Source organism: Ignavibacteriota bacterium, assembly GCA_016707525.1.
In the GTDB taxonomy this organism is placed as follows: domain Bacteria; phylum Bacteroidota; class Ignavibacteria; order UBA10030; family UBA6906; genus JAGDMK01.
Map to the genome: position 1 here is coordinate 45,617 of JADJHP010000003.1, position 23,532 is coordinate 69,148.

Sequence of the window (23,532 nt, forward strand, 5' to 3'; positions counted from 1 at the left end):
CTGAGGGCTTCCGGGGGTTCCAACCGTCGAAAATCAGGCATCCCGTTTGCACCCACTAACCCGCGGCCCATGCGGGTGTATCGAACGTACGAAGCACGTCCGGAGAACTGGCAATGTCCAAGAAGAAGTCCAAGAAAGAAGCATCCGACGAAGTGCCATCCAACAAGAAGGCCGAGAAGAAGAAACTCGACAAGAAGGCGTACAACAAGGCCCTTGCGAAGTTGCAGGAAGATCTCGTCAGCCTTCAGGGGTGGATCGTCGAGAAGAAGTTGCGGGTCGTGGTGCTCTTCGAGGGACGCGATGCCGCGGGCAAGGGTGGCGTGATCAAGCGGATCACGACGAGGCTGAATCCGCGCGTGTGCCGTATCGTTGCCCTTGGTACGCCGTCGGAGAAGGAGAAGACCCAGTGGTACTTCCAGCGCTACGTCGCGCATCTCCCCGGTGCGGGCGAGATGGTGCTCTATGACCGGAGCTGGTACAACAGAGCGGGTGTGGAGAGAGTGATGGGGTTCTGTTCGGAGACACAATACGCGGAATTCCTCCGGACGTGTCCTGAATTCGAACGCATGCTCGTCCGTGACGGCATCATCCTGATCAAATACTGGTTCTCCGTGAGCGACGAGGTACAGGAGAAGCGGTTCCAGGCGCGCATCGAGGATCCCACGAAGCGTTGGAAACTCAGTCCGATGGACCTGGAATCACGGGCACGGTGGGTGGAGTATTCGAAAGCGAAGGACGAGATGTTCGCCCACACGGACACCAAGCAATCGCCGTGGTATGTGGTGGACGCCGACGACAAGAAGCGTGCGCGGCTGAATTGTATTTCGCATTTGCTGAAGGTGCTGCCGCACGAGAACCTCACCCCCAAGGCGCAGGTCCTGCCGCCGCGGAAGAAGTGCCCTGCGTACGTTCGTCCGCCGATCACGGACCAGACATTTGTGCCGGACCACTTCTGACGCCGTGACACACCTGGATCCGCGATCGTACATCAACGCATGCATGTACCGATACGGATCGCTTGGCGGCCTCGGGAGCGAACACGCGTCACGCGCTTCCTCCGTCACTACGCAGAAGCCACCGGGCGGCCTGGCAGCCAACGTGGCATGCATGGCCCGGAAGGACGTCGACGGGACCATCCATCGCCATGACCCGCCAATAGCCGGAATTTCTCACTTGCTTGTTCACCGCACCTCCCCTATACTCCTACGATCAGCGTGATCACTATTGTGCCGGGGGGGGCGAGAACTCCCGCACACACCCTTCTCCGCCACGCTCACCCTTTCAGGAACCCGCTATGAACCGGATCATCGTTGTGCTTGCGTGCGCCGCCATCGCCACCTGCTTCCCCCATGGAGCCCTCGGCTTCGAACCCCGCCCCGAAGCGCCGGAGATCACCGTCATGGATATCACCGGTGACTGGGAAGCAGCGGGCGACCTGCCCCGTCAGGCCATGTTGATTAGTCTCCAGGGATTGGCGAACAGGAACGTCCCGAACATCTATCTCTTGTATCCGGAAGACCATGTCCATGGTGGCACCACGCCCATCCTTGACTTCTACAAGAACCGCCATGGCATCCGAACGAACGAGGTGCGGTCCGCGGCCGACGCCATCAAGAAGTATCGCGCACATCTCAAGGGGTATGTGATCTGGGATCGCGCGGTGATCTCGACCCTCATGGTCTCCTTCACGATCGCCGGTCTCGAGGATGCCCTCGTCATAACGGAGGCGTCTCTTCCCCTCATGAAGAAGCTGGGGCTCCGGTGCGTGGCCGATCTGCGCAAACGGTTCCGCGGCAAGACCGACGCCGAGATCTTTCAGTGGGCATATGACGTGTATTGGCCGCGCTGCAGTCGTGACTATCTCGTCTATCTTGGTGAGCACTGCCGTGGACTCAAGAATGGACCCGGCTTGCAGCCCGCGATCGGCGATTTTGCGATCGCCAACAAGGCGTTCTGCTCCGATCTGTCGGCGCGACCGGGCGCCGGCGCGGAGTATGCCCTCGCCGAACGTATCATGAGCGAGATGAAGCCCCTGTCGTACGTCTACGGCTGGCATTCGTACTGCAAGGACAAGGAGGAAGAGCACATCACGATGGTTTCCCGTCATGCTCTCATCATGGCGGAGGGACTTGCATCCGTACCGAACCTGAGTTTCCACCACGGCATATCGCTTTCACCTGATTTTTCCTTCCAGCAGAAGGCGGTGTATGATCGTAACCCCGTCGTCGCCGACAAGGTGTATATCACGCTCATCGAGAGCGACGGCCTCGGCATCGGCTCCTGGAATCGCCCCGGTCGCGGGAGCCTCCCCTATGGATGGGAAATGAACGAAGAGTACCTTACCACCGCACCCGCACTCCTTCAGTACTACTACGAGACCGCCACCGACCAGGATCACTTCATTGGCAGTCTGAGCGGACCGGGCTATTTCTATCCGAAGCAATTCCCCCCGAAATTGCTTCCGGAGGTCCTCCGCCGGGAGGACTCCCTGATGCGCCGCATGGACCTGCACGTTTTCGGGATCATGGATTTCTCCGAGGGCGACTACCACGTCGGGAACGCAGACCTCCCCAAGCGTGTGGTCGACGCCTACTACGAGAACATCCCCTCGGCCCTTGGTTTCTTGAACGGATACGGACCGGCCAACACATTTGACTGCCGTGATGGACGTCCCTTCCTTTCCTACAACTATTATGTCGAGGTCCGCAAATCCGTGGAGGAGGTCGCGGAAGACCTGCGCGAACTTGCGCGGATCAATCCCCGCAGACCGTACTTTCTTCCCGTGCACGTCCGCGAGGACAACGATGTCCAACGCATGAGGTCCATTGTTGACCAGCTGGGCCCGGAGTTCGAGGTTGTCCCACCCGCCGAGTTCATGATCATGGCAGGCAGGCGGCCCACGACGGTCACGCGCTTTCTCGACCAGAAGCCGGATTTCTCCGGCCACTGGAAGCTCGATCGGGCTAAGAGCAAGAACGTCTTTCCATCATCATATGAGCTCACCATTGCGCATCGTGGACGGGTCATGAGCATCACCACCACCGCCCGCGAGCACCGCTATGTTCACAATCGCGAACGGCAGACGTCCAAGACGCTCGTGATCGGAGGTCCGCCGGTCGCGGGGGCTGAAGAAGTGACGAGGAGGATGGGATATTCGGCAGGCTGGACGGACAGTATTCAAACAACTGCTGCATGGAAGGAAGATGGAACGACGCTCCTGATGGAGACCGTGGCCAGGGTGGCCACATCTCAGGGAGAGTACATCGTGACAACAACCGGCGAGTACACAGTTTCTGCCGACCTCATGACACTGACCGTGAAAGAGTGGCGTTCGACCAGAGCCGACCGGGAACCGGTCACGGTCTACGTGTACCAGCGCGAACTCTAGAGCGATCGGACCTTGATCGTGTACTTCCCTTTCCCACTCGCCTTGTTGTAGTGCCGGATCTGAACAAAATACGTCCCCGCGATCAGTTCTGACGAGATCAATGCATTGGTATCGAGACCTGAATCATCATCTTCAGCGATGAGTGCCGTTCCGCTGTTGGGGCCGAACAGCTTCATCACCACATCCGTAGGACCCAGTGTATTGATGACGTACCGTCCGTTTCTCTCCGCTGTGAACTGAAAGAGATCCTCCTCTCCATACTTCCGGATGGAGGCCTGCGTTCGGCGCTTTGCATTGACGGACAATACTTTGGCGTCTGCGGGTGTGGGTCCGGTCTTCGGATACATCTTTGCACCTGCGACAAATGCCTTGTCCAACGCGGAAAGGACATTGTTCTCTTCCGTGCCAACACCATTGAGCGTCCACGACGGGGGGAAGAAATAGAGCATGATCGAGTCCGGATCGAATGCGGTCCCGTTGATCTGGTCGGCGCGGTACCTCTCCAGGATGTTATGACGCGTCGTCTCTTCATCCCAGTTATTGGGGGGCTTGGCCATTTCGCTGATGACCACGGCCTCGTTCCACTGGATCCCTCCCGCGGGATTCTGGTGTTCGTGTGCCAGACCGATCGCATGGCCGAACTCATGGGCGGCGGTTCCTCCATCCAGAAACCCCAGGTTCATTGTGGGTTCGTTCAAGGGAATATCGGCGCAATCCGTGCCAATGTAGGACCACGCTCCGTCATTGGGATCGAACGCGATCCGGATCCGTGCATTGGCAACATTTGTGAATGCGAATGTGAGGTTGGCAACCTGGGTCCACCACCCGGCTTGCTCCTTCACGAGAGCCTGTTCGGCAGGGCTGCCGCCCAGAAAACGCACAGTGAGCGTTTCACCATTCATCCACGTCTTCCCGATCGGCGAGATCGCACGTACGACGCCGGATCTCATACGCCGGGTGGGGTGGAACTTCATAAGATCGCGCGGGAGGAGGCGGTCAATACACACTTTGGGGCGTTCGCCCATGGCGGTTGTCCTTTCTCGGTAGAGTCGGTTAGAAGACTCAACGGGCAGCACCCGGGAAACGTTCCCTTGAAAGTCCTAAATATGACGCCAGCAGGTCGCAGGTAGAGGAAGACGGGAACGATCGGAATGGTGGTGCCCGTGCCGGGCACACAACACAAACGGCACCTTCGATGATCGAGGGCGCCGTTTTCTTCTCAAGCCAACGTTGTGTGAATGCACAGAACATCGGACCGGCAATTGCCTGATCTCTGTTGTGGCGCGGGGAGATCACCCCGGAGATCCCTGCCACACCAGCCAGCGTACGGTTCCGTACGCGGCGGTTCATTGCCCACCATCATCAGGGACAGTGCACCCTGGCATTCATCGTGCCAGAACGAGCTTGCGGGTTTCGGTGAATGCGCCGGCCTGCATCCGGCACAGATACACGCCGCTTGCGAGAGCGAAAGCATCGAATGTCACTTGATGATTCCCTGCTACTTGCTCCCCGTCCACGAGGACCCTGACCAGCTGTCCGAGGGTGTTGAACACTTTCAGGGTCACGTGCGTGCGTGACGGCACGCCGTAGGAGATCGTCGTTGTCGGATTGAAAGGATTGGGATAGTTTTGCGCAAGCGAGAACTCCGTCGGGATGCCACGTTCCCCCCCGGGGTCGATGACTCTCACACCCAGACCGCCCGCCAGATCAAGGCGGAAGACTCCTATGCCGGTCACACCTGCGTACGCTTCACGCTCGCTCATTGCCAAACAACGCACCGACTGACCGGCAAGAGATCCCGAAATATTCTTCCATGTCGTTCCGTTATCCTGAGACCGGAGGATGATGTCCCCCGTCCTGACCAGGATGCTCCGTCCATTGGAGGTGAGATTCTCGAATGTCCCGAAGGGACCATGGGACTCAGCAGTGGTCCATGAGACACCGCCATCGGTCGATTTGCGGACGCTTGTACCTCCGCCGTAGTAGTAGACCGTCGTGTAGAGAGAAGAGCCAACGACAGCCAGATCGCTGATGCCGACCCACCTGTCATTCACCCGAGGAAATCGTGGTAGTGCGGTCCAGTTGCCGCCATTGTCCATCGAGCGATAGATATCCCCCGCCGATTCTTCATCGCGCATGGCCAGATAGACGAGCGAGTCGGCGGAGCAGATCCTGGTCACGCCTCCCCGGTCATGGAAAAAGGGATCAGGAGTAGACTGGGCAGTCCACGACGCACCGAAATCTGATGATCGAAAGACCAGGACGGCTCCTCCCGTTGTCGAGCCATAGGTCCCTACCATGACAAGCGTATCCCTGACCGCGATCGTGCTGATGGTATTGTCGTTGGCCCACCAAGCAGTAGCCTTGACTCTGATCCAGCTCGAGCCCCGATCAGAGGAGTATACAAGGGAGCTGTCCGATTGAATCAGCAGACGCTTCCCGTCGGTCGCGATCCGCCGGACCGCAGATGTATCCGGGTCGATATGAGCCCAGCTTTCTCCAGCATCGGTGGATCGATACAGCCCTTTCGCCGTCCCGGCAAAGACCGCGGTGTCGATGGTTGCCAGAGCATTGATGGTGAGATCTTTCAGGCCGTTGTTGACCTGGACCCATTGTGCGTGGCCCATGACGGTTCCGAGCGACAGGACCAGGAGGCCAAGGACAATGCGACTGAGTGCCGCGAGGGTCACGAGTGGATTGAAAGTTCTGACTGGCAGGTGCAAACCGAACGCAGGCGTCACGACTAGTCCTCCCCAAGACTAAAGGAACAATACTGTAATGTGCATCATAGAACGACAAAAGGCAACCTCAGATTCGAAGTTGCCTTCCGTCATACTGCTTCATTTCGCCCCCCCCGGTAGACGAAACTTCTGTTCATTTTGAGTCGGGGCGCCGGGATTTGAACCCGGGACCTCTTGTTCCAGAGAATGACGTGCCTCTTGTCGAGGAAACCAGCAACGCTGAGTTTCCCCTTGTTGACGCGTTGCGAGGTCTGTGGAGCCGATCGGTGGGAAAGGGATCAGACTTTGTTCACCCCCTGATATGCTGTGAATTCGTCTCCGATCGCAATATCCCCGCGCTCACCTATCTCAACGAGGTAGTGTCCCTGCGTCGATCACCTCCGGCATCTTGAACGGACGGATGATCGCCTGGACCTCGTTTATGATGGACCCCTGCTGTATTCAGCTCTTCACCTGCTCACATCTCTGTTTCCGCTGTGCGCTTCTCGAACCAGGCATAGAGAGACGGAATGACCAATAGTGTGAGAAGCGTGGAACTGATGAGTCCACCGACAACCACGGCTGCAAGTGGTTTCTGGATCTCAGACCCAGCCCCGGTGGCAAAGAGCATGGGGATCAAACTGAAGATAGCGATCGATGCGGTCATCAGGACCGGACGCAGACGGTCCTTACTCCCTCGCACGATCGCCTCGCGCTGCTCCAACCCTTCTTCCCTCAATTGTGCGATATGTGACACCATGACGACACCGTTCAACACTGCCACACCGAACAGAACGATGAATCCCACCGAGGCTGGCACAGACAGGTACAAGCCGGATATGAACAGCGAAAAGACCCCGCCGATCAGGGCAAGCGGCAGGATAGATATGACCAGGAGGGCCAGCCTGATGGATCTGAATGTGAGGAAGAGCAACAGAAGGATCATTCCAACCGCAATGGGGCCAATGATCATCAGCCGATTCATTGCCCGCTCCTGGTTCTCGAATTGACCGCCCCAGGTGAGATAGTATCCCGGGGGAAGTAGAACGTTTTGCGCGATCCTCTGCTTTGCTTCGGCGACGAAAGAGCCGATATCACGCCCGCTGATGTTCATTTCTATGCCGATTCTGCGGATGCCGTCCTGCCGACTGATCTGCACAGGTCCTTCGACTTCCCGTATGTCTGCCAGCTGCCCCAACGGCACATTGCTTCCGGTCGGGGTAGGTACGAGGACATCCGCCAGAGCTTCAATCGAATTCCGGTTGCTTTCAGGTAATCGGACCACGATCTCAAAGTTCCGGTTCTCTTCATAGAACTTTGACGCGGTCCTTCCTGCTACCGCGATCTCGATGATGTTCTGTACATCACTGATATTGATCCCAAGGCGGGCAATCCTAGCCCGGTCGATCGTTGCGGTAATATACGGCTGTCCGGAAACCTTCTCGGCGACGAGGTCTGTCCGGCCCCGTATCGAACCAAGAACCCTGGTGATCTCCTCGGCCTTCCCTCTGAGGACTTCAATGTCGTCCCCAAAAAGCTTGAGGATCAATTGAGCTTTCGTGCCGGCCACGAGTTCGTCGATGCGGCATTGTATCGGCTGGCTGAAGCTGAAAGCAACACCAGGGATCGACTCCAGAGATTCCCGCATGGCATCAGTCAATTCCTCCCGTGTCCACCCCCTGCTCCATTCTGACCGTGGCTTCAATATGCCAACGTACCCTGTTTTGTCAACACCGCGAGTATCAAGTGCTACGCCAGTCTGGCCGATCCGGGACACCACTGTCCCGAGTTCAGGAAACGCCTTCAGCTTTCTTGCCACATGGTCATTCACCTCGATGGCCTTCGCCAGAGATACGCCAGGCAACAGGGACACATCTGCATCGAATGCTCCCTCGTCCATGACAGGGATGAACTCCGTTCCCATGAAACTCAGCAGGACGATCGCCGCGACAAGCAACACACCGGAGACAGACAGGAGCAGCCCACGCCGGGACAACGCCTGTTCCAGCATCGGCGCGTACACCTTCCTGGCGAACTCCATGATAGGACTCGGTTTCTCCGGCTGTGGCCGCAGGAAGAGAAGGCACAACACGGGGATGACGAAGATGGACAGGAGGAGGGACGACAGCAACGCAACTGCCACTGTTTGAGCCAACGGACCGAACATCTTCCCTTCGATCCCCTCGAGCGAGAGGATGGGGATGAATGTCAAAGCAATGATGAATTCTCCATAGATGCTGGGCTTCCTGACCTCCAGAACCGATCGCAGAACGGTCATCAGCGGCGGCCGGTCGTTCCCTGATTCGCTCAGATGTCGCTGGACGTTCTCCACCTGGATGATAGTAGCATCGATGATCATCCCTATGGAGATTGCGAGCCCTCCAAGAGACATCAGGTTCGCTCCCAATCCGATGGTCTTCATGACGACGAATGTCACGAACAAAGAGAGTGGCAACGCGATGAGCACAACGATGCTCCCCCGAAAGCTTCTCAGGAGCAGAGAGAGCACCACAAGGACAAGGATGCCGCCTTCAAGCAGTGCCTTCGTCACCGTGGATACGCTGGCTGTCACGATGTCGCTTCGATCGTAGTACGGTACGATCCGTATTCCCGGCGGGAGGAGATTGTTGCCGTTGATTTCTTCGACCTTCGCCTTCACCCGCTCCACCACCGTACGGCTATTCTCGCCGCGCAACATCATCACGATCCCACCGACCGCCTCATCCTTCCCATCCTTCACTGCGGCGCCCATCCGGACTGCTTCACCGATCTGGATGGAGGCAACGTCCTTCACGTACGTTGGCACTCCGCTGTGAGATTTCAAGACAATGTTGCCGATGTCCTCAATGCTTGAGATGAGGCCAACGCCGCGGACAATATACTGATCCGCACCCCGCTCCAGAATATTGCCACCGACGTTCTCATTGTTCTTCTCAATAGCCGCGAACACAGCGTCGGGCGTCACGTCGAAACCCACCATTTTTCCGGGGGAAATGACGACCTGATACTGTTTGAAATACCCGCCAAATGAATTGATCTCATTGACCCCGGCCACCGATTTCAACTGTGGCGTGATCACCCACTCCTGGATCGTCCTCAGGTTGGTCAGGTATGCTTTTTTCGCGGCAGAATCCTCCGGCATCGGGCCTTCCAGAGTGTACTGATAGATCTCGCCCATGGCGGTTGCAATGGGCCCCATCCCGATCTCTACCCCTTGGGAACGTTATCCCTTGCTTCTTCAAGACGTTCAAAAACCAGCTGCCGGGCAAAATAGATGTCGACATTGTCCTTGAAGACAAGCGTCACGATCGAGAGTCCGAACTTTGTAACCGACCGCATCTGTTCCAGATCGGGCAGTCCGCGCATCGCCATTTCAATCGGGTAGGTGACATTGCGTTCGATCTCAATGGCGGACAGTCCATCGGCGTGACTGACGATCTCCACCTGGATGTTCGTCACATCGGGAAAAGCGTCGATGGGCAATGTCACATACGAATACACACCGGCCACAGCGATGACCAGCGAGAGGAACACGATGAGACCTCGCTGGTGGAGCGTCGTTTCAATGATCCGTTCCAGCATCAATGTTCGTCTCCCTCGAATTCTTCCTTCTTCATTTCGCTTTTAAGATAGAAGGCCCCGCTACTGACGACATGATCGCCGACAGTGAGACCATTCGTTATCTCAACACCCTCGCTCACAGACACGCCACTCGTTACGAATCGTTTCTCGAATGTGGTGTCCGATCGTTGCACGAAGACATACTCGCGTCCACCATCCTTCAGGAGGCTTTCCAGGGGGATGATGATCCCATCGGCAGTTCCCGGAAGGGAGATCCGCATTGTGCCGAACATCTGGGGCTTGAGTGCCAGGCCGGGGTTCCGAAAATCACCACGCACGGTGATGGTCCGGGTGTGCACGTCCACCATCGCACCGATGAACGAAATGGTACCGGCGTATTTCTGATCCGTACGGCCGTCCGCGATGAAGGTCACCGACGCACCGTGGCTGATCCTGGCGAGATCCTTTTCGTACGCCTGCGCGTCCACCCAGACGGTCCGGGTATTCAGAATGACAAATGCTGTGACGGAGGCGTCGACGAATTGACCGATCACGACATTCCGCTCTCCCACGATCCCATCGATGGGAGCATGCACCGGGAGGGTTCCGGCGGCATGCTCCACATCTGCTCCGCCTGTAACCACGTCGTGGTTCAGTCCCACTGAATGAAGCCTTCGGTCCTCCGCCCGCAGTTCAGCGAGCGCTTTTTCGTATTCCGCCTGCGCCTCAAGCAAGAGCTTCTGCGATACGACGTTTTCTCCGTAGAGCTGTTTTTGACGCTCATGGGCCGCCTTCGTGTAGTCCAGCGCCGCCTTTGCCTTCAGATAGCCGGCCATGATCTCGCCGACGTCGAGCCCTTCAATCGTCATCAGGACATCGCCTTTCGACACTCGATCACCTGCCTTCACGAAGACGCGCTGGACTCTACCGGGGACGAGTGAGCCGACTCGGGCCTCCTTGTCCTGATCGGCGACGACATGGGCGGCCAGCGTAAGGCTGCCTGTAAGCCGTGCGCGAACGACCTGAGTTGTCCGAAGGCCGATCTCCCGGACAGAACCCGCGGGAAGTGTGAGCACATCATGTTCCTCAGAATGACCCGTTGGTTCCGGAGATTCTTTGGTCCCGCATCCTGAAAGCAAAGCAAGGGACAGGGTGATCGTGAGAGTACGCAACACATGGTTCATGGCTTCTCCGATTTCAATTGCATATCATCAGACTCTCCCGTGAGTTCATCCAGGAGAGTCTCAGAGTGCACATAATTCATCAAGGTCGTGAGATAATTCCGGCGAGTAGCGAGTAACGTGACCCTTGCCTGCAGGTACTCCAGATACGACAGGTCACCCGTGGCATATCCTCGATTTGCTGTCCGGTAGACCTCCTCCGCCTGCGGGATCAGATCGGTCTCATACAGGCGGACGCTGTTCCTATTATTCTGCAGATTGCTCACAGCGGTGCGGAGTTCCACAAGAAGGGTGTTACGAGTAGCTGCAAATTCCGCCTCGGCCAGGGCGATCCCGGCCTGAGATTCTTCGACCTGTCCACGAGTGTTCATCATAAACCACAGCGGGACTGAAATGCTCAGCGAAGCGCCGTAATAATCCTTGACGCCGTCCCTCATCTGGTTAAAATACGAAACGGTAAAACTCGGCAGCAGCGTTGACCACGCGAGTGCGCGTGAGGCGGTTGCACTCTCCATCCGTGCACGGGCAGCCCACAACTGAGGGTTCCTCTCCTCGACGAGCACACGAAGACTGTCAATGTTGGTGGGGCGTGATGACGCCACCAGAGAATCTGTGAGCACCACCGATGTGTCGAACTCCATGCGGCTCAACCCCATTGCATTGTTCAGCTCAGCGTATGCCACTGCCAGCTCATTTCGAGCCGCCATCAGGTCGTTTCTGGCCTCCGACTGCTGGACCCGGGCAGTCAGTGCTTCTAACGGGTGGGCTTCTCCTACACGTGCCCGCACTTCCACTTTGGCCATGATCGAATCACTCAAGGCTATATTATCGCGAGCATACCGCAACTTCCGTTGCGTCCCCCATGCAGCGTAATAGGAGTTCCTAATCCTCCTGATCACTCTTCGCAGCGCCTGCTCCCCCACAGCCTGGAGTGCGTCTCGGTTACTTGCGAGGACGGATCCGCGGAGGAAGTAGTTGGTTGGGAACTCGAATGATTGAGTTACCCCGATCGTGCGCTCCGTGTAGCTTTCGAGTCCCAGCCCATTGGGGATGTACTCGTGAGCAACGCTTATTTCAGGCGATGGCAGGGAGATTCCGCTCCAGAATCGGCCCCGTGCTGCGTCGACGCCGGCCTCTGCTGCACGCAGATCCGGACTGTTCTTAATTCCTATCGTCAGAGCGTCGCGCAACGAAAGCGCCTGCTGCAATGACTGTCCATGGATGCACAATGGAACAAGTGCAACCACGAACAGAAGAAAGCCTCTGTTCATGTTGTCTCCGGGAATACCAATAGTATTGGTGCTCCGTTGTCACTGGAGCAAGGGGTTGGATCTAGAACGGGGCTAAATCAGCAGGGCGCAATGGTTGATATGCAGGCTCTGGTCGGACGCTCCGAAGGCCTGTCCCATCAACGCCAGGGGGTTGTGCAGAAGTGTTGAATAAGAGTTCTCGAAATTGATACCCCTGGCGGGCATCATGTCTTTCAAGGGCACTGGCTTGACGAGCTCAGTCTTCGCGAGCTTGTGCATTGCACTGGCACTCTTCACCAATTCGCAAAAGTCGTGCCGGCCGTGATCATCATCGTCGAAATCCCACACCCCCAGCTCCGAATGGAGGAATGAGACCGCCAGACTGCCGATGACGATCAGTGCAACGAGTCGTGATATGTGCCTAGAGACACGCATTATACAGCATGGTATCAATTCCGGCAGGTAGATGCAACTCAGCAGACTCGACAGATCAGTTTTCTTGATCCACAAAGTCCGGGCCGGCATCTTTCCAACTCTGTAGCAGGCTGATCACCCTTCTCGAATCCTCGGAATCGTAAACCTCAAACAATGGTTTGGGAAGAGCGTATAGAAATACGGTCTCGGTCAATCGAGCGCGCCTCGTGATTATGAGCATCCCTAGCGCGCCGTCCCTGATCTTCCCTTGGATCGAAAACTCGGGCGGAATCACAACGTAGCCAGCACGAAGATACGTGTCATAGAGGTTTCCCACGTCGTTGCTGTACATGATCAACGCATGGATGACGACCGAGTCCCCTTCGGGATAGCAAATCCCGAAGTTGTAGCTAAGGGCCATCGAGTCCCCAGGCAGGAGTTCCGTTGGCATCGAATTCAGGTGTCGAACTGCCTCCCTTTTCGACTCAACAACTTCCAGCAGATGCCTCCGGAGTATCGGTTCCCAAGAGACCGTATCACCGTAAACTTCAGCCACAAGTCGCGCAAGGCCACTGCCAATATTCTTCAGGCGAAAGGTAATACGCATTCTGAGTCGTGCGGACAGTTCCGGCGCGGATCCAAATGCGGTATTTCGGCTCTCGAGCAAGACTTGTTCATGGGCAGGCTTGAGGTCACATTCCGTCTCGACTTGTGTCACTACCGGAGCCTCAAGGAGAACGAGACGGGGCTGTGAAGCTATAGCTGTATCGCGAAAACTCGTGCTCGATTGCATTGAATGCGCCCACCAAGCGGCCCAAATGGTGGCACCTGCTGCCACCAGGGAAACGAATACGGCCACTCGTGGCCTATCTAACCAAGGTACACGGTTTCCCATTCGGCCTGCTCCCTGTCGTTTCGGATTTCGCGCTTGGGTTGTTCATGTGAGCGATTGCGTTTCGGGTCTTCTCACTTGTTCCTGTTCGGATGATCGCTTTCCCAATATGCTCGCGTCTCCATGATTTCCATCGCCGTCGCATCGATCTCCCGGATAAGAGTACGAATGCCCTTCACGCCATCCAGCTCTACACGCTCAGCTTCAAGTCTATATCCTCTCATCCTCGCAGTAGCCTTCAGCCGGATGGGTGCGGCTTTGCTGGCCGAGTGAGGGCCGAGAAGCCACCTCGAGTGAATTATCTCGTTCCGTCTTCCTGTGAGATCTGATGCCTTCTCGATCAACTTCCGGAATCTACTGGACTTTTCGGGGTCAGATTCAAAATGGCAGTATAGGGAAACAAGCTTGTCCTTCAACGGTTGGAATGGCAGATCGGCCGTGAGTATCTCTCCCGTCTTCTCGTGCTGATTGATCATGATGTTGGCAAAAGCTTTCATCGCCCCCTCCAGGTCCGTATGTGCCACGACCAGCATTCCGATTGCCTTGAAGTAATTATCCAGCAGACTCTCCCGATCAGAAGCCATGGGGCGGACTTTCATTCCTCTCCAGTTTCGCTCTAGGATCGTTTATACGAGGCGAACGCAAACGCACTCCGACCGCCCATTCTCACCCTCTGCGCGTACCTCTCATGCTCTCTCATGCGCTTCCATGCAACGCTGTACGCTCTCGTGACTCTCGCCGGCTGCCCAACTTTGCAACTCGGGGGTGCCGTCAACACGTACCCCCCATCATTTTCACCCACCGCAATTCGCAACGTCGCGCGATTGTGAGGGTTCAGCGCAGCCGGTCTATATCCCTCACTGGGTGTTGACGACTCCAAGAGAGACTCTCGACCGGTTATAGCGGCTTTCCCGTGTTGTGAGGTGCTGGGTGCATCGACATCAGAATCTTGTACGCAAGACTCTCACCTTCAGGGCCATAGTACTTGATCACCGCGCTCGATTCGGTTCCGTCGGAATTGAAGTATGCCCGCATTCCTATCAAATTGCTGAAGTGTGAATCATACGGACGAAACGATCCCAGCCCCCGGAATATGACTGCGCGGTGGCCGTGATGCATGATCGACTCTTCCTGGTAGTCCCGGAACATCGAAGCCCCGAATGGTGTGTAGATGCAGAGCTGAATCACGACCACGCCATCACCCACACCGCCAATGATCACCGGGTTCTCGGGGATCGCGATCTGGCCAATGGGCATGACTCGGCCGATCGGATAAAAATCGGGTGGCACAAGAATCTGCGCGTACGGCAGATCGTAGGCGTCCCACCCTATGTATGGCTCCACGCCTTGATCCGTGCAAGCCGACAAGGCCAGAGCGCTCAGGACCAGCATGCTGAAGCGGTTCATTGTTGTCTCCCTGCGTTTGATTTCAAGGTTAGGGCTTCCCCCACCTCACGAGAAAACGTGCATCATTAGCCGCATCCCTCATGGCGAAGAGAATGCTCTCCCGCCAATCAGGACGTGCCGTTGACACCGTCGCGCGATCGCGGAGCATCATGAGCCTGCCGTTTCGCATCGCACTCAGCTCGCTTCGTTCCTCGAGAGGGATTTGCTGATTTCAGTCAGCTCGCCGGCCATCTTCGCTGTCGCCTCGGCCATAGTCTTCTTGGTTTGGATTCTCAACGCCTGGGTGCAGTTGGCATGCGTGGATCGTTCCGCATCCCGCTAAAGTATCCGTCGTAGTATGTTGTCATACTTCCGCGTTCCCTCACGGTGACCGTCGCGCCGGCAAAGAACTGATCACCATCCGGGAGGGGGATTCTAAAATCGTAGTCGAACTGGCTGTTCGACCCGGTGAGCCAGCAATTGCGGGTCTTCGGCGTGTACCCTCCCAGAACATCGAGGCGGAACCCATTGCCCTCGAAGTAGCCGGACCATCGCCGGACCTCAGGTATCGCGTCTCAGGGACAGAGTCATGAATCCCGAATTCGTGGTGGGTCCTCTGATGGCCCAGATCCCCTCGAGGTCTGGCGGGGAAGATCTACTGCCGGACTCCTCCGGGCTTATCATCAGCGCAAGCAGCAATCCGAGAAACTCTAACAGAAGGTCGCCAGCAATACCGCGCGATGAGGTGCCTTTCCTCCCCAGAGAAGATCTCGCATGGACTCTGGCCATCGGCGTGAACCAGGCTGCCTTCATGGAGCCCCCCTCTGAATGTGATCTGACGGAGACAAAGCAGTTAGTACTTGTCGCGGACCGCGGCCGGGTGCTGCTTCATGTACTCTCGCATCCGCCGGTCGTTATCTGCTCGCTGCACGGAGTCTCGCGCGATCGCGGCACTGTCGACCCGGATGCTAGCCGCCCGGGCGATCTCGAACCGCTCGGCAGTGTTCTTCGACTCAAGCAGCAACATGATCACCGCGAGGGCCGCGCATCCAGCGGTGAACGATAGGACCGCGACCACGCGCTTCCATTCCTTACTCATGAGTTCTCCTGGAGACCGTGATCACGACGAAGACGCTGCCACGAGAGAGCCTCCACCCATTCGTTGGAGCGTCGTGGAACGAGAGAGAACAGCCGGCACCGTTTTCCCCCGCAGCAAATCGCAACGTCGGGCGATTGCCGGGGCATCGTAAGCGTCTCACTTCGGCGATATGAGCAGTAGTCGATGCACATCGATGACTGTCTCGATGAATTCTCGTCGTGATGCCGACTGGGTTCCAGGCAGAGAGGCCGATCCGTCCGCCTTCGGGAATGGCATCCCCCATCCCTTTCCGTTCACCCGACCTCTCACCATGAGCACGGCACTCCCCGTCGCCTTCACCTCTTTCACCGCCGACGGACCTATCGCTAGCCAGACATCCGAAGTTGACACGTCCGATTGCCCACCGGCTGATAACGTCACTTTCGCCGTGAGCCACGCACATGTGTTGAACTGTCCGAACGGGAGAGCAAGCTGCACAGTATCCCGGAGCGTGTACTCCTGCAGCAGGGTGTACGAATACCCCTTGTAGAAAAAAGTCGTCTGCCCCCCACCCGTCATGCCGTAGAACAGCGAGTCCCGCATACGGAGCGGCGCATCGAAGATGATCGGGCTCTCACCAACCAACTGGAAGCCGGCATACCCCGAGGCGCTATAGTAGAACCGATTTCCAGCACTGTTTTCCGTGATCAAGTACTGAATCCCGAACTGGATTTTCGCTTCAACGAAACGCTCGTAGGAACTATCGGACCACGTCTTCGTGTAGAGGCTGTCGAGGTAGCTGCCGTACAGTGCCATCTTGAGTGACGGCTGCCAGAAGCCAGGAGGATTCTCCGGAGCTGTCACCGCACCATCGTCCTTCCCGCTGCAGGAGAACAGCATGAGAGGGAGTACCGCGAGAAGGACCATCCGTGTGATCATGATCTCCCGCAGCGAGGAAAAAAAACGGCGACCTCAGATTCGAAGTCGCCGTTTGGAAGTTGTGGCCATTTTGTGTCCATCCCCTGCCGTGGACATTCAAAACTGCCTTTTTGAGTCGGGGCGCCGGGATTTGAACCCGGGACCTCTTGGTCCCGAACCAAGCGCGCTAGCCGGGCTGCGCTACGCCCCGATTGTACATCAAACTACGGGTTCCTCAACCTCACCACCGGAGCCGGTCCCGCTTCGCGGGATCCGCGTTGCGACTTCGTACTTGCCTCGTTTCACTCGGCAAGTCCGGTCGCAACGGGAGCTGCGCTACGCCCCGATGTACCGCGTACAGCATTTTCCCTAGTATAGAAGACCTATATCCGAGAGAATATATAAACATACGAAAAACCCGACAGGAATGCAAGAGCTGTTGCTTTCTTCATGACGCGGTATTACATTTGTCAATCGGAGGGTCGAAGATGAAGGCGCAGTTCTCGTTCCGGTCGCAATCCCTCGCAATTCGCCTTACACTGTTCGGTATCGTCTTCCTCGGGGGGACCCTCATTTCCGGGACCGCTCCCCTTCCGGGATCGGTGCACTCCGCCCTGTGCCCGACGATCGGCATTCTGCTCGGCACACTCCTGATCTTCCCTCGCCGCGAGTGGCCCGCGTTCCTCGCTGCCACCGCACCCGCGATCATCATCTCGATCTTCCTCGAGGAGACACCGCCCGAGGCAACGCTTCTCCTCTGGACCGTGCATCACATCCAGGCCATCGCCGGCGCATACCTCATGCAGGTGCTCGGCACCCCGCGCCCACGCATCGATTCGCTCCAGGACCTCACCGAGTTCACGGCGATCGGCGGCGTCATCGCCACCGTCCTCGGCGCTACCCTCGGTAGCATCGTTGCATCACGCTTCTATCCCGACGAGTCCATCAATGCGCTGTGGAAATCATGGGCCAGCGCACACCTCCTGGGCACTATGACCGTCGCGCCGGTGCTCCTCACCTGGGATACCGAACGCATCCAGAAATTCTTCCAGCAGAAACGCAGACGCATCACGGAAGCCATCCTGCTGACCCTGGCCGCCTGCGCATGGAGCATGGTGATCCTCTCCGGCCTCCTCGACTGGTCCCGCGTCGACGAGTTCCTGATCCTCCCGCTCATCATGTGGGCACCCGCACGCTTCGGCATGCGCGGCGCTGCGTTGATCAATATCCTCATCGCCATCCTCGCCAATACCCTGGCCATGAATGGCTACGGCGAGTATGCACGCGCGGAGGTCTTCGAATACCGGACCCTGCTCGGACTCCAGATGCTCCTTGCCGTATCAACGCTCTCCACCCTCGCCCTCGGTGCAGTTCTGGGTGAACGCGAGCAGGCTCTCGACGACCTCGAGGCAGCCCTCCGCGACAAAGAACTTCTTCACCGGGAGATCCATCACCGCGTGAAGAATAACCTCAACCTCATCGCCAGCCTGCTGAGCGTTCAATCCGAGTACGTACAAGATCCCGAGAACATCCGCGTGCTTGAGGATGCCCGCAGCCGCGTGATCGCGACCGCCCGTATCCATGAACGCCTCACGTACCGATCGGATATCTCCAGCGTGGACTTTGGCGAGTACCTCACGTTGCTCGGAGAAGAGTTCCGCAGTTCCTCTCCACGGCAGGATATCGCCATCACCATCAAGACCGTCGAGGTCTCACTCGAGTTCGAACATGCGATCTATGCCGGACTCATCGTCAATGAACTCGCCACGAATGCACTCATCCACGCCTTCCCGGGAGGGCGCAGCGGCACCATCTCGATCACCCTCGCCAATCTTGACCCGCACGTTCTCCGCCTTACCGTCGCCGACGACGGCATAGGGCTCCCTGCCAGCGTGAACCCGGCCGCAAGCGCATCCATGGGAATGATGGTGGTGCAAAGCCTGACCAAACAGCTCAGCGCACGCGTTGACGTACGGTCCGGACCCGGAACGACGTTCACGATCGACTTCCCCGCCTGAGGTGCCCGGCGATCTCCTCAGCGATCGACCCGGCACTCCGCCCCCCGCCCGCTTCAACCCACACAACACGCGCGTCCCGCCTGAACCACGTCCCCTGCCTTTTCGCATAGCGGCGTGAATTCTGTTTGAAGAGCCGCACCATCTCCTCCCGCGGGATCTCCCCCCTGCGCCACGCATACACTTCGGCATACCCCACGGTGTTCAACGCATTGAGCGTCGCAGGATAGCCCCGTGCCTCCAACGCAGCCGCTTCTTCCTCCAGCCCCTCGCCAAGCATCCTGTCGCACCGCTCCTCGATCCGGCGGTACAGCTCCGCACGCTCAACGGCAAGCCCGAAGACCACCGGCGCGAATGGCACCGCGACCTTCCGCTCCTCCTGCAACGCACTGATCGGCCGGCCGGTCGCATGGTATACTTCCAGCGCACGTATCACGCGCCGCGGCTTCGTGACATCGATCCTTTCCCGCATCGCCGGATCCACGCGCCCCAATTCCTCCAGCATGACGGCCAACCCCTCGCGGGCAAGACGCTCCTCCGCGCGATCGCGAAACTCAGGATCGGCCGGAGGACCGTCGAAGAATCCATCAATGAGCGACTGCACATACAGCCCCGACCCGCCGACAACCAGGACACCTTTCCCCCGGGCATCGATGCGGGCCACCTCAGCGCGCGCCTCGTCACCGAAAAGCCCCGCGTTGTAGTCTTCATCCGGGTCACGGATGTCCACAAAATGATGCGGGACGGCAGCCCGTTCTTCTGCAGTGGGCTTCGCCGTCCCGATGTCCATGTACCTGTACACCTGCCGCGAATCCGCGGAGATGATCTCAGCATCCAACATCTGCGCCAGCGGGAGAGAGACCGCCGTCTTCCCGGCCGCTGTTGCGCCGACCACTACCACCACCGCATTCCTCCCGCCGATGGTCTGAGGAGGCATATCAAATGGTCTTGCCCGACCAGCCGATCTTCCCGATGAGCGGCACGAACTTGAATCCGCGCTCCTCGCGCCGCGCATATTCCTCTCCACGGCGCGTGCAAATGACGATCGATTGCATCTCCATCTCTCCCACCGGGATCACCAGCCGGCCGCCGTCCGCAAGCTGCTTCAGGAGCGGCTCCGGAATGTCCGGGGCCGCCGCGGTAACGATGATGCCATTGTACGGTGCGTGTTCATTCCACCCGACCGTGCCATCGCCGACCCGCGTGGCAACGCGGACCCGGTGTTGATCGAGCACTTTGCGCGCACGGATCAGGAGGCCATGGTTCCGCTCGATACTGAACACCCGCACGCCCAACGCTGCAAGGACCGCCGCCTGATATCCTGAACCCGTCCCGATCTCCAGCACGGTGTCCCCTTCCTTCAGCCCGAGCGCCTGCGTCATGAATGCCACGGTGTACGGCTGCGAGATCGTCTGACCATCGCCGATCGGCAGCGCGGTGTCGTCATAGGCCCTGCTTCTGAAGGCTTCCGGAACGAACGCGTGGCGCGGGACGGCACGCATCGCGGCGAGCACACGCGGATCGGTGACCCCCCGTGACACGATGAGGGCGAGCATTTCTTCACAGTCTTCTTCGTGCCTGCGGATCGTCATCAGGACCACCCGCTGGTGCGCACGGTGCGCCACACGGAGGCGAGCGAGCGTTCACCCTCGACGCTCAGCCGCGCTTTCAGTTCCTTGCGAAGCCCGCCCACCGGGATCTCCCGGTACAGCGTGCCGTTCTCGGCGATGGAGATGATACCGGTCTCCTCCGACACGATCACCACGATGACGTCCGCCTGTTCGGAGATGCCCAGCCCTGCACGGTGACGGGTCCCGAGGAGGATGCCCTCCCAGGTGGTGAGATTCGATAACGGGAGCGTGCAGCGCGCGGCCTCGATCAGTCGGTCCTTGATGATCACCGCACCATCATGCAAGGGCGAACGCGGATGGAATACCGAGAGGAGAAGGGTCCGGCTCACGAGCGCTTCAAGTTTTGTGCCGGTCTCCACATGCATGCGGATGCCGGTGGCACGGACGAACACGATGAGCGCGCCGAATTTCTTGCGCGACAGTTCGGACACGGCGCCGACCACTTCATCGATGGACTCATCCACATCCATCTTCAGGAAGAGGCGGATCACCGGACTGCGGCCCACCAGGACCAGCAGCCGGCGGAGTTCGGGCTGGAACAGGATGATGAACGCAACGACCCAGATGTCCGTGATGGTGCGGAGGATCGAACTCATGGCCTTCAGGTCGAGCGCCTGGGCAAGGAACGAGAATCCGAGGACGAGGACAAGCCCGGCGAAGATCTGGATCGCGATCGTCCCCTGCATCACCAGGTACAGCCGGTAGAAGATGAATGACACGAGCGCGATGTCGAGGAGATCCACGAGCGTGACGCTCAGAAAACCTATGTGGAACAGCTCCATGCTCTACTCCCGTGAAGTAAGAATGGCATCGGCCACGGACAACGCCCGGCGCACCGCACGCACGTCGTGGACGCGGAAGAACCGTGCTCCGCGGGCCGCAGCGAGAACACATGCCGCGATGGTCCCCTCCACGCGGTCTCCTACCGACGTCCCGAGGATGGTGCCGATGAACGCTTTACGCGATGGGCCGACAAGGACGGGACAACCGAATTCGTGGAACCGGTCGATGCCTCCCAGCAATGTGAGGCTCCCGCGCGCATCCTTGCCGAACCCGATGCCGGGATCGACCATGATGCGGTCGATGCCCGCGGCTCTGCCCGCCTCAACACTCCGCCGGAGGGATCCGAGGACCTCGCCGAAGAGGTCATCATAGTGGGTATCCTGCTGCATGGTCCGGGGGGTGCCGCGCATGTGCATGACCACGGCAGCCGCCCCCGCCCGTGCGATCACGTGCGGCAGCGTGGGATCCAGCGTGAACCCGCTGATGTCATTCACGATCGTTGCGCCGGCCTGCAGAGCTGCTTCGGCGACCTCACTCTTGGTGGTATCCACCGAGAGCGGCACGTCCGTCTGCTGTGCAAGCGCCTCGATCACAGGGATCACCCGGCGGATCTCCTCCAACGTGGAGACCGGCTGCGATCCCTCTCCGTACGCTTGTCCCCGTGGCCGGGTGGATTCTCCGCCGATATCCAGGATGTCCGCGCCCTCATCCACAAGACGCAAGGCATGCGCCACCGCTTCGCCGGTCTCTGCGTACAGGCCGCCGTCGGAAAAGGAGTCGGGAGTGACGTTCACTATCCCCATGACGTACGTCTTGATGAGGGGGAATGTACGTCCACCGAGAACGATGGAGGATGGGCCGGTCATAAAAACCAAAGGTGACCGTTCAGTCACCTTGGGTTCATTATACGGTCTTCTTGTTGGCCAGCTGTGCTCTGCGCTTGGCCTTCGTGCGTTCGGTGGCCTTGCGGTGCTTCTTCTGCGCGTTGCGTCTTTTCTTATTCATGGGTCGCCCTTCTGAGGATGGAAATGATCGTGATACATCATGATAGCCAAATACGTCGAAAAACTCAATAGAAAAGGGGGCCAGCGGTAACATATCCCTTGAGCGGATATGCTCCCTCTGGCCCCCCGGTATGTCCCGCGGCGACCCGTCAGCCCGGAGGCAGAACCGGCGTTACCGCATCACTTCGCGAACTTCTTGTAGCGGGCGTTGATCCGGCCCCAGTGCAGGTTCGCGATGAAGTTGTCGACGTAGGCGGCGCGCTTCGGCCCATCCTTGTGATAGTAGGCGTGCTCGAACACATCGCACGGGATGAGCGGGATGCCTCCCCAGATGGCGCCGTAATGATGCTCGTCCACGGTCACGTTCAGCAACCGGCCCGAGTAGATCACGTCAAGCGCCAGAACGCCCCAGCCGCTCAGCTTTGCGGAGAGCGCTGCTGCCTTGAAATCAGCCTTCCATGCATCGAAGGAGCCGAATTCCTTCTCGATCGCCGCCTTCACTTCCGGCCCCTTGCCCGGGTCGCCGTCGCCGCCAAGGACATCCCAGTAGATGTCGTGGAGGACGGTGCCGCCATGGTTCCACGTGGTGCGGCGCTTGAGTTCGCCGATCACACTGTAGTTGCCGTTCGCCGCTGCGCGATCGGCGCCTTCGAGGGCCTTCTCGATGTTGTTCAGCGCCGTGACGTAGCCCTTGTGGTGCGTATTGTAATGCCAGTCGGTCGTTTCGGCATCAACCACCGGCGCCAGCAGCTTCTTCGCTTCTTCGTCGCTGTAGGGGCGGGCGTTGAATTTCCATTCATATGCCATGGTCGTTGTCTCCTTGGGTGATGAGAGTGTTGTTTTTTCAGTAGCAGATCTGAGTACGCCGGGCACCAGCGCAAGTGCGCCCGTGGCCGCGGCGTGTTTCACAAAGGATCGTCTTTTCATTTAGACCCCGAACGAGCTTCCACAACCGCAGGTGCGCGACGCCTTCGGGTTATTGAAGACGAACCCCTTGCCGTTCAACCCGTCGCTGAAGTCCAGCACCGTCCCCGAAATGTAGAACATGCTCTTCTGGTCCACGAATACCCGGATGCCGTCAGCGTGCATGACCACGTCCTTCTCCTTCGGCGCCTCGTCGAAACCGAGCACATAGGAGAGTCCGGAACACCCGCCACCCTTCACGCTCACGCGCAGCCCGTGCGCTTCGGGAATGTTGTTCGAAGCCATGAGACGGCGGACCTCCACCAGGGCCTTGGGGGTGAGGGTGATCTCGTCATTGACGATCGGTTGCTGCACTGTCGCTGTCATTTCCATGCTCTGTCCTTTGCG

Annotated in this window: 19 protein-coding genes, 1 tRNA gene and 1 pseudogene; 3 read left to right on the forward strand and 18 right to left on the reverse strand. The window is 58.3% G+C overall.

The window, feature by feature from the left end; all coding sequences use genetic code 11:
• Positions 1-113 precede the first annotated feature (113 nt).
• Entirely contained in the window at positions 114-956 is an 843-nt protein-coding gene (ppk2, locus tag IPI01_06380; protein MBK7257421.1) for a polyphosphate kinase 2, read from the forward strand.
• 338 nt (positions 957-1,294) lie between these two features.
• Positions 1,295-3,388, forward strand: a complete 2,094-nt coding sequence (locus tag IPI01_06385) for a hypothetical protein (GenBank protein MBK7257422.1) — start codon at positions 1,295-1,297, stop codon at positions 3,386-3,388.
• Here the strand turns inward: IPI01_06385 and IPI01_06390 are convergent.
• The 12 genes and pseudogenes from IPI01_06390 to IPI01_06445 all read right to left on the reverse strand — a co-directional run bounded on the left by IPI01_06390 (position 3,385) and on the right by IPI01_06445 (position 16,999).
• A complete protein-coding gene (locus IPI01_06390; GenBank protein ID MBK7257423.1) occupies positions 3,385-4,413 on the reverse strand; it encodes a pre-peptidase C-terminal domain-containing protein in 1,029 nt (342 codons plus the stop codon). The genes IPI01_06385 and IPI01_06390 overlap by 4 nt on opposite strands.
• 360 nt (positions 4,414-4,773) lie before the next feature.
• A complete protein-coding gene (locus tag IPI01_06395) occupies positions 4,774-6,129 on the reverse strand; it encodes a T9SS type A sorting domain-containing protein (GenBank protein ID MBK7257424.1) in 1,356 nt (451 codons plus the stop codon).
• Positions 6,130-6,586: 457 nt separating this feature from the next.
• Positions 6,587-9,690 (reverse strand): annotated as a pseudogene (locus IPI01_06400) (efflux RND transporter permease subunit).
• Positions 9,690-10,745: an efflux RND transporter periplasmic adaptor subunit gene (locus IPI01_06405; GenBank protein ID MBK7257425.1), complete on the reverse strand. Its 1,056-nt coding sequence runs from the start codon at positions 10,743-10,745 to the stop codon at positions 9,690-9,692. Before IPI01_06405 ends, IPI01_06400 begins: the two are co-directional and overlap by 1 nt.
• 104 nt (positions 10,746-10,849) lie before the next feature.
• Positions 10,850-12,121 carry a TolC family protein gene (locus IPI01_06410; protein ID MBK7257426.1) on the reverse strand — a complete coding sequence of 424 codons (1,272 nt, stop codon included), beginning with the start codon at positions 12,119-12,121 and terminating at the stop codon, positions 10,850-10,852.
• A gap of 72 nt (positions 12,122-12,193) precedes the next feature.
• Entirely contained in the window at positions 12,194-12,448 is a 255-nt protein-coding gene (locus IPI01_06415; GenBank protein ID MBK7257427.1) for a hypothetical protein, read from the reverse strand.
• A 142-nt stretch (positions 12,449-12,590) separates the two neighbouring features.
• Positions 12,591-13,121, reverse strand: coding sequence for a hypothetical protein (locus tag IPI01_06420; protein ID MBK7257428.1), 531 nt, complete (start codon positions 13,119-13,121; stop codon positions 12,591-12,593).
• A 359-nt stretch (positions 13,122-13,480) separates the two neighbouring features.
• On the reverse strand, positions 13,481-14,005 hold the full coding sequence (locus IPI01_06425) for a hypothetical protein (protein MBK7257429.1): 525 nt from the start codon (positions 14,003-14,005) through the stop codon (positions 13,481-13,483).
• A gap of 298 nt (positions 14,006-14,303) precedes the next feature.
• On the reverse strand, positions 14,304-14,813 hold the full coding sequence (locus IPI01_06430; GenBank protein ID MBK7257430.1) for a hypothetical protein: 510 nt from the start codon (positions 14,811-14,813) through the stop codon (positions 14,304-14,306).
• A gap of 832 nt (positions 14,814-15,645) precedes the next feature.
• Positions 15,646-15,891 carry a hypothetical protein gene (locus IPI01_06435; GenBank protein MBK7257431.1) on the reverse strand — a complete coding sequence of 82 codons (246 nt, stop codon included), beginning with the start codon at positions 15,889-15,891 and terminating at the stop codon, positions 15,646-15,648.
• Between the two features lie 156 nt (positions 15,892-16,047).
• Positions 16,048-16,809, reverse strand: a complete 762-nt coding sequence (locus IPI01_06440) for a hypothetical protein (protein ID MBK7257432.1) — start codon at positions 16,807-16,809, stop codon at positions 16,048-16,050.
• Positions 16,810-16,924: 115 nt separating this feature from the next.
• A tRNA-Pro gene (locus IPI01_06445) sits at positions 16,925-16,999 on the reverse strand.
• Positions 17,000-17,276: 277 nt separating this feature from the next.
• Here IPI01_06445 and IPI01_06450 point away from each other — a divergent pair.
• Entirely contained in the window at positions 17,277-18,806 is a 1,530-nt protein-coding gene (locus IPI01_06450) for an MASE1 domain-containing protein (GenBank protein MBK7257433.1), read from the forward strand.
• On the opposite strand, the gene miaA is transcribed toward IPI01_06450, so the two are convergent.
• The 6 genes from miaA to IPI01_06480 form a co-directional block, all read right to left on the reverse strand.
• A complete protein-coding gene (gene miaA, locus IPI01_06455; protein MBK7257434.1) occupies positions 18,784-19,740 on the reverse strand; it encodes a tRNA (adenosine(37)-N6)-dimethylallyltransferase MiaA in 957 nt (318 codons plus the stop codon). The genes IPI01_06450 and miaA overlap by 23 nt on opposite strands.
• Before the next feature lies 1 nt (position 19,741).
• Entirely contained in the window at positions 19,742-20,395 is a 654-nt protein-coding gene (locus tag IPI01_06460) for a protein-L-isoaspartate(D-aspartate) O-methyltransferase (protein ID MBK7257435.1), read from the reverse strand.
• Complete coding sequence (locus tag IPI01_06465) at positions 20,395-21,216, reverse strand: TIGR00159 family protein (protein ID MBK7257436.1); 822 nt, start codon at positions 21,214-21,216, stop codon at positions 20,395-20,397. Before IPI01_06465 ends, IPI01_06460 begins: the two co-directional genes overlap by 1 nt.
• Positions 21,217-21,219: 3 nt before the next feature.
• Positions 21,220-22,083, reverse strand: a complete 864-nt coding sequence (gene folP, locus IPI01_06470; protein MBK7257437.1) for a dihydropteroate synthase — start codon at positions 22,081-22,083, stop codon at positions 21,220-21,222.
• A 318-nt stretch (positions 22,084-22,401) separates the two neighbouring features.
• Positions 22,402-23,148 carry a twin-arginine translocation signal domain-containing protein gene (locus IPI01_06475; protein MBK7257438.1) on the reverse strand — a complete coding sequence of 249 codons (747 nt, stop codon included), beginning with the start codon at positions 23,146-23,148 and terminating at the stop codon, positions 22,402-22,404.
• Positions 23,149-23,511, reverse strand: a complete 363-nt coding sequence (locus IPI01_06480; GenBank protein MBK7257439.1) for an iron-sulfur cluster assembly accessory protein — start codon at positions 23,509-23,511, stop codon at positions 23,149-23,151. It abuts the gene before it with no gap.
• Positions 23,512-23,532 lie beyond the last annotated feature (21 nt).

Bases quoted from the DNA above. Each gene is read 5' to 3' on its own strand.
- ppk2 (MBK7257421.1), top strand. From the start codon at position 114: ATGTCCAAGAAGAAGTCCAAGAAAGAAGCATCCGACGAAGTGCCATCC.
- IPI01_06385 (MBK7257422.1), top strand. From the start codon at position 1,295: ATGAACCGGATCATCGTTGTGCTTGCGTGCGCCGCCATCGCCACCTGC.
- IPI01_06390 (MBK7257423.1), bottom strand. From the start codon at position 4,413: ATGGGCGAACGCCCCAAAGTGTGTATTGACCGCCTCCTCCCGCGCGAT.
- IPI01_06410 (MBK7257426.1), bottom strand. From the start codon at position 12,121: ATGAACAGAGGCTTTCTTCTGTTCGTGGTTGCACTTGTTCCATTGTGC.
- IPI01_06420 (MBK7257428.1), bottom strand. From the start codon at position 13,121: ATGCGTATTACCTTTCGCCTGAAGAATATTGGCAGTGGCCTTGCGCGA.
- IPI01_06425 (MBK7257429.1), bottom strand. From the start codon at position 14,005: ATGAAAGTCCGCCCCATGGCTTCTGATCGGGAGAGTCTGCTGGATAAT.
- IPI01_06430 (MBK7257430.1), bottom strand. From the start codon at position 14,813: ATGAACCGCTTCAGCATGCTGGTCCTGAGCGCTCTGGCCTTGTCGGCT.
- IPI01_06435 (MBK7257431.1), bottom strand. From the start codon at position 15,891: ATGAGTAAGGAATGGAAGCGCGTGGTCGCGGTCCTATCGTTCACCGCT.
- IPI01_06440 (MBK7257432.1), bottom strand. From the start codon at position 16,809: ATGATCACACGGATGGTCCTTCTCGCGGTACTCCCTCTCATGCTGTTC.
- IPI01_06450 (MBK7257433.1), top strand. From the start codon at position 17,277: ATGAAGGCGCAGTTCTCGTTCCGGTCGCAATCCCTCGCAATTCGCCTT.
- miaA (MBK7257434.1), bottom strand. From the start codon at position 19,740: ATGCCTCCTCAGACCATCGGCGGGAGGAATGCGGTGGTGGTAGTGGTC.
- IPI01_06460 (MBK7257435.1), bottom strand. From the start codon at position 20,395: ATGACGATCCGCAGGCACGAAGAAGACTGTGAAGAAATGCTCGCCCTC.
- IPI01_06465 (MBK7257436.1), bottom strand. From the start codon at position 21,216: ATGGAGCTGTTCCACATAGGTTTTCTGAGCGTCACGCTCGTGGATCTC.
- folP (MBK7257437.1), bottom strand. From the start codon at position 22,083: ATGACCGGCCCATCCTCCATCGTTCTCGGTGGACGTACATTCCCCCTC.
- IPI01_06475 (MBK7257438.1), bottom strand. From the start codon at position 23,148: ATGAAAAGACGATCCTTTGTGAAACACGCCGCGGCCACGGGCGCACTT.
- IPI01_06480 (MBK7257439.1), bottom strand. From the start codon at position 23,511: ATGACAGCGACAGTGCAGCAACCGATCGTCAATGACGAGATCACCCTC.